14 protein-coding genes and 1 tRNA gene are annotated in these 13135 nt (G+C 68.3%); 4 read left to right on the forward strand and 11 right to left on the reverse strand.

What is annotated here, in order from left to right; genetic code table 11:
* Positions 1-45: 45 nt before the first annotated feature.
* On the reverse strand, positions 46-1362 hold the full coding sequence (locus tag AC3CBB_RS10080) for an ABC transporter substrate-binding protein (protein WP_123507449.1): 1317 nt from the start codon (positions 1360-1362) through the stop codon (positions 46-48).
* Positions 1363-1796: 434 nt separating this feature from the next.
* Here AC3CBB_RS10080 and AC3CBB_RS10085 point away from each other — a divergent pair, with 434 nt between their 5' ends.
* Both AC3CBB_RS10085 and AC3CBB_RS10090 read left to right on the forward strand, forming a co-directional pair.
* Positions 1797-2990 carry an ROK family protein gene (locus tag AC3CBB_RS10085; RefSeq protein ID WP_123507451.1) on the forward strand — a complete coding sequence of 398 codons (1194 nt, stop codon included), beginning with the start codon at positions 1797-1799 and terminating at the stop codon, positions 2988-2990.
* A 111-nt stretch (positions 2991-3101) separates the two neighbouring features.
* Positions 3102-3716: a YqaJ viral recombinase family protein gene (locus AC3CBB_RS10090; protein ID WP_199738312.1), complete on the forward strand. Its 615-nt coding sequence runs from the start codon at positions 3102-3104 to the stop codon at positions 3714-3716.
* Positions 3717-3744: 28 nt separating this feature from the next.
* On the opposite strand, the gene AC3CBB_RS10095 is transcribed toward AC3CBB_RS10090, so the two are convergent.
* Positions 3745-4362 (reverse strand): Pr6Pr family membrane protein, encoded by a 618-nt coding sequence (locus tag AC3CBB_RS10095; protein WP_488624474.1) that lies wholly within the window; start codon positions 4360-4362, stop codon positions 3745-3747.
* Between the two features lie 130 nt (positions 4363-4492).
* Between AC3CBB_RS10095 and AC3CBB_RS10100 the strand changes: the two genes are divergently transcribed.
* Entirely contained in the window at positions 4493-5482 is a 990-nt protein-coding gene (locus tag AC3CBB_RS10100) for an NADP-dependent oxidoreductase (RefSeq protein ID WP_488624475.1), read from the forward strand.
* A gap of 173 nt (positions 5483-5655) precedes the next feature.
* On the opposite strand, the gene rplA is transcribed toward AC3CBB_RS10100, so the two are convergent.
* The 5 genes from rplA to AC3CBB_RS10125 form a co-directional block, all read right to left on the reverse strand.
* On the reverse strand, positions 5656-6345 hold the full coding sequence (gene rplA / locus AC3CBB_RS10105; RefSeq protein WP_123507457.1) for a 50S ribosomal protein L1: 690 nt from the start codon (positions 6343-6345) through the stop codon (positions 5656-5658).
* 80 nt (positions 6346-6425) lie between these two features.
* Positions 6426-6857: a 50S ribosomal protein L11 gene (rplK, locus tag AC3CBB_RS10110; protein WP_123507459.1), complete on the reverse strand. Its 432-nt coding sequence runs from the start codon at positions 6855-6857 to the stop codon at positions 6426-6428.
* Between the two features lie 96 nt (positions 6858-6953).
* Positions 6954-7925 carry a transcription termination/antitermination protein NusG gene (gene nusG / locus AC3CBB_RS10115; protein ID WP_123507461.1) on the reverse strand — a complete coding sequence of 324 codons (972 nt, stop codon included), beginning with the start codon at positions 7923-7925 and terminating at the stop codon, positions 6954-6956.
* A gap of 184 nt (positions 7926-8109) precedes the next feature.
* Entirely contained in the window at positions 8110-8391 is a 282-nt protein-coding gene (gene secE / locus AC3CBB_RS10120) for a preprotein translocase subunit SecE (protein ID WP_123507463.1), read from the reverse strand.
* Between the two features lie 119 nt (positions 8392-8510).
* Positions 8511-8583, reverse strand: a tRNA-Trp gene (locus tag AC3CBB_RS10125).
* Between the two features lie 165 nt (positions 8584-8748).
* Here AC3CBB_RS10125 and AC3CBB_RS10130 point away from each other — a divergent pair.
* On the forward strand, positions 8749-10002 hold the full coding sequence (locus tag AC3CBB_RS10130; protein ID WP_488624476.1) for a pyridoxal phosphate-dependent aminotransferase: 1254 nt from the start codon (positions 8749-8751) through the stop codon (positions 10000-10002).
* A gap of 147 nt (positions 10003-10149) precedes the next feature.
* On the opposite strand, the gene AC3CBB_RS10135 is transcribed toward AC3CBB_RS10130, so the two are convergent.
* The 4 genes from AC3CBB_RS10135 to AC3CBB_RS10150 all read right to left on the reverse strand — a co-directional run bounded on the left by AC3CBB_RS10135 (position 10150) and on the right by AC3CBB_RS10150 (position 12850).
* The gene (locus tag AC3CBB_RS10135; RefSeq protein ID WP_488624477.1) at positions 10150-10788 is read right to left on the reverse strand and encodes a hypothetical protein; all 639 of its coding nucleotides are present in this window, start codon (positions 10786-10788) and stop codon (positions 10150-10152) included.
* Positions 10789-10872: 84 nt separating this feature from the next.
* Positions 10873-11982, reverse strand: coding sequence for a UDP-N-acetylmuramate dehydrogenase (locus AC3CBB_RS10140; RefSeq protein WP_488624478.1), 1110 nt, complete (start codon positions 11980-11982; stop codon positions 10873-10875).
* Positions 11979-12407 carry a MaoC/PaaZ C-terminal domain-containing protein gene (locus AC3CBB_RS10145; protein ID WP_488624479.1) on the reverse strand — a complete coding sequence of 143 codons (429 nt, stop codon included), beginning with the start codon at positions 12405-12407 and terminating at the stop codon, positions 11979-11981. The genes AC3CBB_RS10140 and AC3CBB_RS10145 overlap by 4 nt, the downstream gene beginning before the upstream one ends.
* Positions 12404-12850 (reverse strand): FAS1-like dehydratase domain-containing protein, encoded by a 447-nt coding sequence (locus AC3CBB_RS10150; RefSeq protein WP_123507469.1) that lies wholly within the window; start codon positions 12848-12850, stop codon positions 12404-12406. The genes AC3CBB_RS10145 and AC3CBB_RS10150 overlap by 4 nt, the downstream gene beginning before the upstream one ends.
* Positions 12851-13135: the final 285 nt, after the last annotated feature.

The following is a 13135-nucleotide window of genomic DNA, read 5'->3' on the forward strand; positions in this document are numbered from 1 at the left end:
CTCCTTCGTGACAGAACGGGGGGATGGCGACCACGTCGCAGGGGGTCAGGCCGACTTCAGAGCGTTCTGAAGTGTGGTCAGGGCGTCCTTCGCCGAGACCTTGCCGCCGAGGATCGACTGCGTGAAGTTGCTCATAGCAGGGGTTCCGTCGGCGACGGTGACGCCCGCGAACAGGGCGTCGCCACCCGGCGAGGCCCACGTCTTCGAGATGGGCTGCCATTCCTTGATGACCTTGACCGCATTGGCGTTCGCCTTGAACTCCGCGGTGTCGGCGATCGACTGGAGAACGGGGAGGCCGACACCGGTGTTCTTGGTCCAGAGCGGCGCCATGTTCTTGTAGTAGTACGTGAGGAACGCCTCCGAGCCCTTCTGGCTGGGGGTGTTCGTGTACATCATGATGTTGTTCGGGAAGTACAGCGCGCCCTTGCCGCCGTTCTGGCCGACGAGCGGGGTGCCCACGACGAGGTCGGTCTGGAAGTCGCCGCCGACGTTCTGGTTGAGCGCGGCGCCGTCGAAGCCCATGCCGAACTTCTTGGCCTTCCACTGCGCCTGGACGTTGGCGCTCGTGTAGGTCGCGGCCGCCGGGTCGGTGTAGCCGTTCTTCACCAGCTCGAGCATGAACTCCATCGCCTCGATGTTGTTCTGCGTGACCACGTTGGGCTTCTGGTTCTCGTCGAAGAGGCCTCCGCCGTTGTTGATCATGTGGCTGACCATCGTGTGCGAGCCGGTGAAGTTTCCGGCGCCCGAGCCCTGGCCCCAGCCGTAGACGCCGATCGCCTTGAGCTTCTTGCAGGCGTCGATGTAGCTCTGCCAGTCGGTGGGCGCCTCGTCGATGCCGGCCTTCTCGAAGAGCGACTTGCTGTACCAGAGCACGCGCATGTCGAGGTTGTACGGAACGGCCGCGTAGCCCTTGTCGGTCTTCATCGTGTCGATGAGGCCGGGCAGAAAGTCGTCGTAGAGGCCGTTGGACTTCCACGAGTCGATGAGGTCGTCGGCGTAGGCGATCTTGCCCTGCGCGGCGTACTGGAAGGCCTGCGTTCCACCGCCGGAGGAGACAGCGGGGCCGGTGTTCGACGAGACGGCCGAAGCGAACGTCTGCGTGAAGTTGGCCCACTGGATGACCTGGTAGGTGGCGGCCCCGTTCGAGCCGGAAGGCTTGTAGCCCGTCGTGATGGTCTTGTCGAGCGTGTTGAAGGTCGTGTTGCCCCAGGGCATGTTCCAGAACTTGATGGTCTTGGAGCTGGTGCCGCCGCTTCCGCCCCCGGAGGAGCAGGCCGCGAGCACTGCGATCGAGGCGACGCCCGCTGCCCCGCCGAGGAATGCCCTACGGCTGAATGCGGAGCTGGTGATTTGGGTTGGCATGGTCAGTGTCCTTTCGCCGGCTGCGTTGCCTGGCGGTTCGTCGTTGAACGGATAAAACTTTCGAAGCCCCGCTGCTGTGTTTCAGTGGTTTGTGGCCTCTTGCAACCAATTGCTGGAGTCATCTTGACCCCTCTGGTTCGCTAAGTCAACGCACGATCGCCTGTTTTCCGGCGTTCGATGTCGACTCGTGATCTCCCCCTCGTCTTTCGAAAGTTGTGCGGATCGAACGAAACTTTCGCTTCGGTGAAGAGAAAACATCGCGAGGGAAAGCGGGCGGAAGGATGCACCATCGGAGAGGTCATCCTTGACCGAGTCACACATTAGGTGGACTTCTGTCGAGCGTCAAGCAAAAGACGAACGATTCTCGACGCCTTTGGTCACGAATCGATCACCGGGGTGGACGCCTGTGGTTTACTCCTCCTATGTCAGACGCGATGCGCACGTCTGTCCTCGGATCGACAGGGGCGGGCGACCTCTTCCAGCTGCTCCGCGACGGCCGTCCACGCACCCGCGCCGAGCTCGCCGCGGTGACCGGCCTCGCCCGTTCGACGATCGGCCTGCGCCTCGACGCGCTCACCTCCCTCGGCCTGATCGGGCCCGTCGCCGACGCCGCATCGACGGGTGGCCGACCGCCGTCGCGCATCGCCCTCAAGCCCTCCTCGCGCGTCGTGCTCGCCGCCGACCTCGGGGCCAGCCACGCGCACGTCGCCCTCGCCGACCTCATGGGCGGCGAGCTCGCCAGCCACACCGAGCGGCTCGAGATCAGCCTCGGCCCGGAGGTCGTCCTCGGCTGGATGGTCGAGCACGCCGATCGTCTTCTCGCCGAGCTGGGCAAGTCGCGGGCCGACCTCATCGCGGCAGGGATCGGCCTCCCCGGCCCTGTCGAGTTCTCGACCGGGCGGCCGGTGAACCCGCCGATCATGCCCGGCTGGGACGCCTTCGACGTTCCCGGCTGGGTGCATCGCCACATGCCGATTCCCGTGTACGTCGACAACGACGTCAACATCATGGCGCTCGGCGAGCGAACCCACTCCTGGCCCGAGGTCGATCACCTGTTCTTCCTCAAGGTCGCCACCGGCATCGGCTCGGGCATCATCTCGAGCGGCCAGCTGCAGCGCGGTGCCCAGGGCAGCGCCGGCGACATCGGGCACATCCCGGTGTCCCGCGGCGCCGGCATCCAGTGCCGGTGCGGCAACACGGGCTGCCTCGAGGCGATCGCCTCCGGTCCGGCGATCGCCGCCTCCCTCCGCCGCCAGGGCCGCGACGTCGCAACCGGCGACGACGTGGTCGAGCTGGTCCGTCGCGGCGACCTCGACGCCGTGCGGGCCGTCCGCCAAGCGGGCCGCGACATCGGCGAGGTGCTCACGACCTGCGTCAGCCTCATCAACCCGTCGGTGATCGCGCTCGGCGGCTCGATGTCGGAAGCCGGCGAGCATCTCCTGGCCGGCGTCCGCGAGGTCGTCTACTCGCGGTCGATGCCGCTCGCCACCGAGCACCTCCAGATCGTGCAGTCGCGAGCCGCCGACGACGCGGCCATCCTCGGCGCGAGCATGCTCGCCATCCACTTCGCGCTGGCGCCGGAGGCGCTCGACGCTCTGGCTGCCGCCGCTTCCTCCTCCGCTCAGTAATCTCGAGGAGAATTCCGCGCCGGCGGGCACCGATCGCTCCAAAACACCCGCCGCACGGCGCTATCTCCTCGAATTTCGAAGGAGAATGGGGGGATGACCCTCGTCCAGCCGATGCTCGCCCTCTGGGACGACGACGCGGACGACGCCAAGCGCCACCACGAGGCGCGGGTGCTCGCCGATTCGACCGATCGCGTCGCCTGGCTCCGCGCCCGCTCGCGCGGCATCACGGCGACCGACGTGGCGCGTCTCTCGGGCCCCGCCGCCATCCGCGGCGTGGTCACCGAGAAGCTCTTCGGCTCGGGCTTCACCGGCAACCAGTTCACCGACCACGGCCGCGCGCGCGAACCCGTCATCGCCCGCTGGGTCCAGCGCAACCACGCGATCCTGCCGTCGAGCAGACTGTTCCACGCCTACGGCCAGCCGCTCCACCTGGCGACACCCGACGGGGTCGCCGAGCGCGGCAACGGCGACGTCGTCCTCTGCGAGATCAAGACCACGTCGAAGGCCTGGACGTCGATCCCCCGGTCGTACCTCCGCCAGGTCTGGTGGCAGCAGTACGTGCTCGGAGCCGAGCGCACCCTCGTCGTCTGGGAGCAGCACGACGACTTCGTGCCGATCCCGGGGCCGCCGAGGTGCGAGTGGGTCGAGCGCGACGAGAGCCAGATCCATCAGCTGGTCGGGCTCGCAGACATGGTGATCGAGGCGCTCCGCGAGACGGTCCGCTAGAGCCGCCCTCTTCAGGGGCCGCAGCCTTCTACGGAGCACCGACCCGCAGGATCCGGTACCGGCTCAGCCAGATCACCAGGGCGCTCATCCCGCCGATGAACACGGCGATGCCGACGCAGTACAGCAGCACGACCGGCCAGCCGAGCGTGGCGGTGTTCAGGAACGGATAGGGCACGAAGCTCTGCCCGCGGAGCAGCACGACGATCAGCCACACCAGCGGGTAGATCAGGAAGACCCCGAGGCGCTTCCAGGCGATCGGCCGTCGGTCGCCGACGAAGATCCAGTCGAGCACCGCGATCAGCGGGATCCAGCGGTGCACGATGTCGTTCGACCACGCGACCGTGAAGTCGGACGGCGGCACGTTCAGCAGGAGGGTGTTGTAGACCAGGCCGGTCGTGGCGATGTACGTCGCGGTGGCGCCGCGCGCGATGAGCAGCCACCCGGGGTCTGCGCGCCCGCGTGCGAGCCACACGGCCCCGAGCACGAGCGTCACCATCACGAACAGGTTGCTCTGGATCGTGAAGTAGCCGAAGAAGTTCGGGATCGCGAACACCGGCGAACTCACTGAGCTGGCCAGTTGCGCGAGCACCGCGATCAGGATGGCGAGGGCGGCAGCGATGCGCACGACGACGACGGTGGTCTTCACCCCGCGAGCGTATCCATAGTTTCCGCATCCTTGACACTCCCGAAACACATCCGACTCATCGCCCCCGTTTACTGAGAGCACGCCAAGCGCCTGACCCGACAGCCGCGCCACCCACCAAGGAAGGCTCTCGATGACGACGACGACCGAAGGGGCCGTGATGACCCACACCATGCGGGCCATAGTGATCACGGAGAACGGCGGGCCGGATGTCCTGACGCCGACGACGATCCCGACGCCGGGACGACAGGGGTCCGAGGTGCTCATCCGAGTCCTCGCCGCCGGCGTCAACCCGTTCGATGCGGAGGCCCGCACGGGCCTTGCCGGAACCTGCGGCTCGCCCGAGCTCCCGGCTGTCCTCGGCTGCGACTTCAGCGGAGTCGTCGTGGAGAGCCCCTACCAGGCCCACCCGCTCAAGCCCGGGCACGAGGTCTACGGCGTCGCCTCGGTGCCCCGCTCCCCCGGCAGCTACGCCGAGTACGTCAGCGTGCCCGCGCTGCAGGTCAGCCGCAAGCCCAAGAACCTCTCGCACGTCGAGGCGGCGGCGGTTCCGCTGGCGGCTCTGACCGCCTGGGGGCTCGTCGTCGACGTCGCCAAGGCGCACGAGGGCCAGCGGATCCTCATCCACGCCGGAGCGGGAGGCGTCGGCCACTTCGCCGTGCAGTTCGCCGCCTACTTCGGCGCCCACGTCATCACCACGACGTCGCCGCGCAACGCGTCCTGGCTCACCGAGCTCGGCGCCCAGCAGGTCGTCGACCACACGACGAGCCTCTTCGAAGACGAGGTCGCGCTCGTCGACGTCTGCATCAACCTGGTCGCCGACGACGCGGTCGCCGAACGGTCGATCGGAGTAGTCCGCCCCGGCGGCCTTCTCGTGCACGTGCCGGTCAACCCGGTCGACGGCCTCGCCGAGCGCGCCGACGCCGCCGGGGTCCGCTTCACCGACTACGCGATGTCCCCCGACGCCACCTGCCTCGCCATCATCGCCCGCCTGCTCGACTCGGGCGACGTTACGGTCTACGTCGACGACGTGTACGACCTCGACGACGTCGCCGACGCCCACCGGCTGCTCGAGCAGAACCACACGCGCGGCAAGCTGGTGCTGAAGGTCGCCGACGAGTAAGGGGCGCAGGAACTCGGGTCTGCCGCGCTGGGCGCGAGTTCCTGCGTCTCGATCGCGGCCCGGGGTACGACGAAGGGCCCGCGTCCGAAGACGCGGGCCCTTCTCATACAGTTCTAGAACTGGTTACCGAGTTCTAGAACTGGTTACCGAGTTCTAGAACTGGTTACCGAGTTCTAGAACTGGTTGATGTCGAGGGGGATGCCAGGACCGAAGGTGGTCGAGACGGTGCCCTTGGTGATGTAGCGGCCCTTCGACGAGGACGGCTTGAGACGGACGACCTCGTCGAGGGCGGTCTCGAGGTTGGCCCCGAGCTGCTCCTCGGTGAAGCCGGCCTTGCCGATCACGAAGTGGACGTTGGAGTGCTTGTCGACGCGGAACTCGATCTTGCCGCCCTTGATGTCGTTCACGGCCTGAGCGACGTTCGGGGTGACAGTGCCGGTCTTGGGGTTCGGCATGAGGCCGCGCGGGCCGAGGACCTTGCCCAGACGACCGACCTTGCCCATGAGCTCGGGGGTCGAGACGGCGGAGTCGAACGACGTGTAGCCGCCGGCGACCTTCTCGATGAGCTCGTCGCCACCGACCTCGTCGGCACCCGCGGCGATAGCGGCCTCAGCGGCAGCACCGGTCGCGAACACGATGACACGGGCGGTCTTGCCGGTGCCGTGCGGGAGGATGACGGTGCCGCGCACCATCTGGTCGGCCTTGCGGGGGTCGACGCCGAGCTTCAGCGCGACCTCGACGGTCGAGTCGAACTTCTTGGAGCCGGTCTCGCGAGCGACGGCGACGGCCTCGGTCGGAGTGTAGAACTTGCCTGCCTCGATCTTCTCGGCAGCGGCGCGGTACGCCTTGGACTTCTGAGCCATGTGAAATCTCCTGATTTCGAGGGCGTGGTTACGAGCCTGGCCGGCTCTCCCACTGGATGTCTAGAGGGGTGGGAGGACGCTTACGCGTCGACCGTGATGCCCATGGAACGAGCGGTGCCGGCGATGATCTTGGCCGCGGCCTCGATGTCGTTGGCGTTCAGGTCGGACTGCTTGGTCGTGGCGATCTCGCGGACCTGGTCCATCGTCAGCTTGCCCACCTTGACGGTGTGCGGCGTCGCAGAGCCCTTGGCGAGACCGGCGGCCTTCTTGATGAGCTCGGCGGCCGGGGGCGTCTTGAGGATGAACGTGAACGAACGGTCTTCGTACACGGTGATCTCGACGGGAACGACGTTGCCGCGCTGCGACTCGGTCGCGGCGTTGTACGCCTTGCAGAACTCCATGATGTTCACGCCGTGCTGACCCAGAGCCGGGCCGATGGGCGGGGCGGGGTTCGCGGCGCCGGCGTTGATCTGAAGCTTGATCAGACCCGTGACCTTCTTTTTCGGTGCCATGTGTTTCTTCCTTCTTGTGGGTTCGAGCTCGTTGCGGTTGCAACGTGCTCTCCCGGAATGCCGTGCGGCACGATCCGGTGGTCTAAAAAATGGGGGCTACAGCTTGGTGACCTGGTCGAAGCTGAGCTCGACCGGCGTCTCGCGCTCGAACAGCGAAACGAGCACGGTGAGCTTACCCGATTCGGGCTTGATCTCGTTGATCGTGCCCGGAAGACCCGCGAACGAGCCCTCCTTGATGGTGATCGTCTCGCCGATCTCGAAGTCGACCTCGGCGGGGATGACGCGCTGCGCCGCCTTGCCGCCGCCCGACTTGCCCTTGGCGGCCGGTGCGGCCTCCTGCACCTGGACGAGGCTCTTCAGCATGTTGAAGGCCTCTTCGAAGCGCAGCGGCGTCGGGTTGTGGGCGTTGCCCACGAACCCGGTGACGCCCGGGGTGTGGCGGACGACCGACCAGGAGTCTTCGTTGAGGTCCATGCGGACGAGCACGTAGCCGGGGATGCGGACGCGGGTGACGAGCTTGCGCTGCCCGTTCTTGATCTCGACGACGTCTTCCATCGGGACCTCCACCTGGTAGATGAAGTCCTCCATGGTCATCGAGACCATCCGGTTCTCGATGTTCTGCTTCACGCGGCGCTCGAAGCCCGCGTACGAGTGGATGACGTACCACTTTCCGGGCTTGCCGCGCAGGTCGTAGCGGAAGGCCTCGTACGGGTCGACCTCGGCCTCGTCGGCTTCTTCAGCCGCCTCGGCCTCGTCTCCGTCGAGCTCCTCCTCGTCTTCGGTCGCCTCGAGGGCCGCCTCGGCCTCGTCGGCGCTGTCGATGTCGAGAGCGTCGTCGACGACGGCGTCGGCCTGTTCGTCTTTCGCGGCGTCGAGCGTGTCGAGAAGCTCGTCGAGACCGGTCGTGTCGGACTGGTCGTCGCCTTCGACGTGAAGCGCCTCGTGCTCGGCGGAGTCGACGCTGTCTTCGTCAGCGGTCTGCGTCGAGCCCTCCTGGGCCTCTTCGACCTCGGAGGACTGCTCGGCGGCAGTGGCGAGGTCGATGTCGTCGCGCTCGTTCTTCGGCAAGGGTTCTTCTTCCGTTGGATGGTTCGGGTCGTCGTCGGGATGCTGGACGCCCGGATCGGGATTGTCGTGGGTCTGGACGGGGTGGGCTTCGACAGCTCGCTACCGGCGTTCAGACTGCGAGTTGCGGCTGGAGGCGGCCCGGGCGGCCTCGAGATGCCACGGACGGGCTGGCGCCGACTCCGCTCTAGCCGGCACTGACTCCGTTGCCGAAGACGTACTGGACGGCGAAGCCGAAGAGCGTGTCGAGACCGAACACGAGCGCCATCATGATCACGACGAACACCAGCACGACCAGCGTGAAGCTGACCAGCTCTTTGCGGGTCGGAGTGACTACCTTCTTGAGCTCGTTGATGACCTGGCGCAAGAACAGCATGATGCGCGCGAAACGACCGCGACGCGCAGCCCCATCGGCCTTCGCAATCGCGACGACGTCCTCATCGGGAACGTCAACGTCTTTTCTCGCCACTTGGTTCGTGCCTTTCGAAGCGTGTGCCCGCCCCGGCCCCGAGCCGAGCGAGGTGCTGCTCGGCCGTCAGCCTGGATCAGGCATGTCGTCCAGCCCGTGCGTCTGCACGGACAGGGCTGCAGGGCGGACAGGACTTGAACCTGCAACCTGCGGTTTTGGAGACCGCTGCTCTACCAATTGAGCCACCGCCCTTTGGATACCGGAATCCGCTCCCCCGCCGCGACCCCCCTGAAGGTGCCGCCCCGTCGCTCAGATTCTCACCTGGACGATGGGCATGGAAAAGCTTGGTGGATTCCACCACCGCAGACAAGTGTAGGCGACGCCTCTGGGCAAGTAAAGTTGAGACCCTCCGGCGGCATGTCGCCGGGTAGGGTTGGGGCCGTGAACAGGACCGACGCTGCCAGCACCGACACGACCATCAAGCCCCGACTCTCCTCGCGCATCGCCGCGATCGCCGAGTCCGCGACGCTGAAGGTCGATTCGAAGGCCAAGGCGCTCCAGGCCGAGGGCAAGCACGTCATCAGCTACGCCGCCGGCGAGCCCAACTTCGCGACGCCCGACCACATCGTCGAGGCCGCCGTCGTCGCCGCCCGCGACCCCAGGAACCACCGCTACACGCCGGCCGCCGGCCTTCCCGACCTGCGCGAGGCGATCGCCGCGAAGACGCTGCGCGACAGCGGCACGGCCGTGACCGCGTCGCAGGTCATCGTCACCAACGGCGGCAAGCAGGCCGTCTACCAGTCGTTCGCCGCCATCGTCGACGACGGCGACGAGGTCATCCTGCCCACTCCGTACTGGACCACCTACCCCGAGGCCGTGAAGCTCGCCGGCGGCGTGCCCGTCGAGGTCTTCGCCGGTGCCGACCAGGACTACCTCGTCACCGTCGAGCAGCTCGAGGCGGCCCGCACCCCGCGCACCAAGGTGCTGCTGTTCGTGTCGCCGTCCAACCCGACCGGTGCCGTCTACTCGGCCGAGCAGACCCGCGCCATCGGCGAGTGGGCTCTCGAGCACGGCATCTGGGTCATCACCGACGAGATCTACCAGAACCTCGTCTACGACGGCGTCAAGGCCGTGTCCATCACCGAGGCGGTCCCCGAGCTCGCGGACACGACGATCCTCGTCAACGGCGTCGCGAAGACCTACGCGATGACCGGCTGGCGCGTCGGGTGGATGGTCGCGCCTGCCGATGTGTCCAAGGCGGCATCGAACCTCCAGTCGCACCTCTCGTCGAACGTGTCGAACGTCTCCCAGCGTGCGGCCATCGCGGCCCTGACCGGCTCGCAGGACTCCGTCGAGGCGATGCGCCAGGCCTTCGACGTGCGTCGCAAGACCATCGTCGCCGAGCTGAACGCGATCGACGGCATCGTCACGCCGACCCCCGAGGGCGCGTTCTACGTCTACCCCGACGTGTCGGGCCTGCTCGGCCGCACCTGGGGCGGCGTCACGCCGACCACGTCGCTCGAGCTCGCCGATCTGATCCTCGACCAGGCCGAGGTCGCGACCGTGCCCGGTGAGGCGTTCGGCCCCAGCGGATACCTCCGCCTCTCGTACGCGCTCGGCGACGACGCCCTCCTCGAGGGCGTGCGCCGCCTGCAGCAGCTCTTCGCCTAGGCCCCGCAGCGCGTACCGCCCGATATATCCCAGACGAGCCCGACGGATCGGGGCCGAGCCCCACGGATCGGGGCCGAGCCCGACGGATCGCGGCCGAGCCCGTCCGCCGGGGCGCATCGGGCCGGCTGCGATCCGTCGCGCCTCGCACTACTTCTGGATGATGCCGAACGAGTGCACGCCGGACTTCGACTGTCCCGCGAACTGCTGGGCGACGAGGCGGTTCTGGGTGTGCGGCTTCAGGTTCGCCGAGAACGCGACGAGGCCGTCGGCGCCGGCCTGCTTCGAGACGGCCGGAGACCCGTTGACCGAGAGCGACACTTTGGCGCCGGGGATCGCCGTGAACGTCAGACGCGGCGACAGGTTCTGCTCGGGAGCGCCGACCAGGCGGGGCTTGGCGAGCTCCACGCCGCTGAAGTCGACGGTGAGGTCCTGGGTGGCGGCGATCCCACCGGCTGCCACGGAGCGGACCGTGTACGTCTCGGTCTCCTTGCCCTGGCCTTCGAGCTCGAAGGCGGCCGCGGCGTCACCGGTCGTGTAGCCGCTGCCGACGAGCGCGCCGTCGTCGTAGATCGACACCTTGAGCGACGATCCGCGCGGCGACGTGAGCTTCAGGTAGACGAAGTCGTCGAACTTGATCTGCGTGTCGACCACACCGGCGGGCGCGCCGGGGGCCGGTGCCGAGGCCGGAGCGGCCGGCACCGGCGCGGCGTGAGCGGCGACCGGCGCGAGCGCGATGGCCGCGCCGAGGGCGACTGCGGCGAAAGCGGGAAGCGGAAGACGTGACATAGGGTCTCTTTCGGTGAGGGGAAGTCGCCGATGCCGACGACACCACCTACCGTATGTGAAATTCACATTACGGCAGCCTGTGGGCTAGAGGACCAGCCCGAGGAGCACCGGCTCGGGGTGCAGCACGACGCCGAACTCGGCCGCGACCCGCGACTGCACGAAGCGGGCCAGCTCGGCCACGTCGTCGGCTGTCGCACTCCCGCGGTTCGTGATGGCGAGGGTGTGCTTCGACGAGATCGCTGCGCCGGAGCCCGGCAGGCGGAAGCCGCGGGCGACGCCGGAGTGCTCGATGAGCCAGGCGGCGCTGAGCTTCACGGGGCCGGGCTCGGACGGGTGCGGCGGCGCCGGCGTCTCGCCGAGCGGGACGGCCTGGGCGCGGGGTTCCTGCGCGCTGGTCTCCCACCGGGGCGCGTCGGCGGGGAGCGAGTCGAGCACAGCGCGCTCGACGATCGGGTTGGTGAAGAACGAGCCGCTCGAGAAGGTGTCGCGATCGGCGGCGTCGAGCACCATGCCCTTGGAGGCGCGGAGCTCGAGCACCCGCGCCCGGACGTCGGCCACGGGCACGCGCGCGCCCAGGTCGACGCCGAGGGCGCCCGCGAGCTGGGGGAAGGCGACGGGCTGCGATGTTCCTGCCCCGTCGATCAAGGCGAACTCGACGGCCGTGATGACGCCCACGCGACCGGTCTTGAAGACGCTGGTGCGGTAGTCGAGACCCATGTTGGCTTTGGGGATGCGCAGGAACTCGCCGCTCTCGGCGTCCAAGAAGTCGACGCTGATCAGGCTGTCGCCGACCTCCTGCCCGTAGGCCCCGATGTTCTGGACCGGTGCGGCGCCCGTCGACCCCGGGATGCCGCTGAGCGCCTCCATGCCCGACCAGCCGCGGGCGACGGTGAGGGCGACGAGGTCGTCCCACGGCTCGCCAGCCTGCACCCGAAGGCGCACGGCCCCGGATTCGGCGGGCAGGAACTCCACGCCCCGCGTCGCGACCCGCACCACCGTGCCGGCGAAGCCCTCGTCGCTCGCCACGAGGTTGGAGCCGCCGCCGAGCACGAACCACGGGTCGCCGCCCGCGATCGCCTCGCGGACCGCCGCCAGCAGCTCGTCGGAGGTCGTCGCCTCGACGAGGCGCTCGGGCGTGCCGCCGACGCCCATCGTGGTGAGGTCGGCCAGTGACACCGTGCCGGGAGACGTCACGCCCAGGCCACTCGCACCTGGGCCTTGCCCAGGACGGTCTCGCCGCCGAACGTGACCGTGAGGTCGACGCGCGCGGTCTTGGCGTCGGCGTCGAGCTGGCCGACCTTCGCGACGACGGTGACATCGGCGCCGGTCTCGGGGTCGACGAGCACGGGTCGCGTGAAGCGCACCTGGTAGTCGGTGACCCACGCGCCGATGCCGGGCCCGTCAGCGCTCTCGAGCCAGGCGACGACCGGCTGCACGGCCGCGCCCATGGTGAGCATGCCGTGGGCGAGCACGCCCGGCAGCCCGACCGAGGCGGCGACGTCGTCGCGGTAGTGGATCGGGTTGAAGTCGCCGGAGGCCCCGGCGTAGCGCACGAGGGAGTCGCGGGTGAGCGTGTACGTCTTCTCGGCCACGACCTGGCCGACCTCGAGGGCGCTCATTCGTCGCCTCGCACGACGAGGGTCGAGATGGCGGTGACGACGTGGTCGCCCGCCCCGTCGACCATGACCGACTCGGCGGTGACCATCGAGTGGCCGCCCAGCGACTTCACGCTCGCGACCGTCAACGTGGCGGTGAGCTCGTCGCCGGCGACGATCGGGCGCGTGTAGGCGAAGCGCTGGTCGCCGTGGACCACGCGCGAGAAGTCGATGCCGGCGTCGGGCTCGGAGAGCAGCTGCTGGAGCGTGTGCTCCTGCACGACGATCGCGAACGTCGGGGGCGCCACGACGTCGGCGAACCCGGCCGCACGGGCCGCCTCGGGGTCGAGGGCGAGAGAGCTGGTCGACGAGGTGGCGCGGGCGAACTCGCGCACCTTCTCTCGCCCGACGAGATACGGACTCACGGACGGAAAGGACCGCCCTTGCAGTTCAGGGTTCACAGGCACGGCGACAAGTCTACGGGCGGCCTCCGACGCCGCCGCTAGCGAGTTGCGACTGCCCCCTTTCCGGCGGGGATATCGCGGCGTATAGTCCGTGTCACGTCTGGGATGGTAACTCGACGTACGTGCCCCGTTCTGACGGCACCGCAGCGCTCGGTACTGATCCACCACGGACTCCGGAGTGAGTCCACGGTGCTGCGAGGCCGTCCGGCGCACACGGTGTGCCCCGCCGGGCTACTCGGCGGGGCACGCTTCATTCCCCTCGGCGCCGCGGGCGTCCCCTAGGCTGGG

It is taken from the genome of Frondihabitans sp. OV104, assembly GCF_057787745.1.

What these genes read in the sequence shown, in the direction of transcription:
- AC3CBB_RS10130 (WP_488624476.1), top strand. Translation starts at nt 8,749, where the DNA reads ATGTCGCCGGGTAGGGTTGGGGCCGTGAACAGGACCGACGCTGCCAGC.
- rplK (WP_123507459.1), bottom strand. Translation starts at nt 6,857, where the DNA reads ATGGCACCGAAAAAGAAGGTCACGGGTCTGATCAAGCTTCAGATCAAC.
- AC3CBB_RS10090 (WP_199738312.1), top strand. Translation starts at nt 3,102, where the DNA reads ATGCTCGCCCTCTGGGACGACGACGCGGACGACGCCAAGCGCCACCAC.
- AC3CBB_RS10080 (WP_123507449.1), bottom strand. Translation starts at nt 1,362, where the DNA reads ATGCCAACCCAAATCACCAGCTCCGCATTCAGCCGTAGGGCATTCCTC.
- rplA (WP_123507457.1), bottom strand. Translation starts at nt 6,345, where the DNA reads ATGGCTCAGAAGTCCAAGGCGTACCGCGCCGCTGCCGAGAAGATCGAG.
- AC3CBB_RS10085 (WP_123507451.1), top strand. Translation starts at nt 1,797, where the DNA reads ATGCGCACGTCTGTCCTCGGATCGACAGGGGCGGGCGACCTCTTCCAG.
- AC3CBB_RS10135 (WP_488624477.1), bottom strand. Translation starts at nt 10,788, where the DNA reads ATGTCACGTCTTCCGCTTCCCGCTTTCGCCGCAGTCGCCCTCGGCGCG.
- AC3CBB_RS10100 (WP_488624475.1), top strand. Translation starts at nt 4,493, where the DNA reads ATGACGACGACGACCGAAGGGGCCGTGATGACCCACACCATGCGGGCC.
- AC3CBB_RS10145 (WP_488624479.1), bottom strand. Translation starts at nt 12,407, where the DNA reads ATGAGCGCCCTCGAGGTCGGCCAGGTCGTGGCCGAGAAGACGTACACG.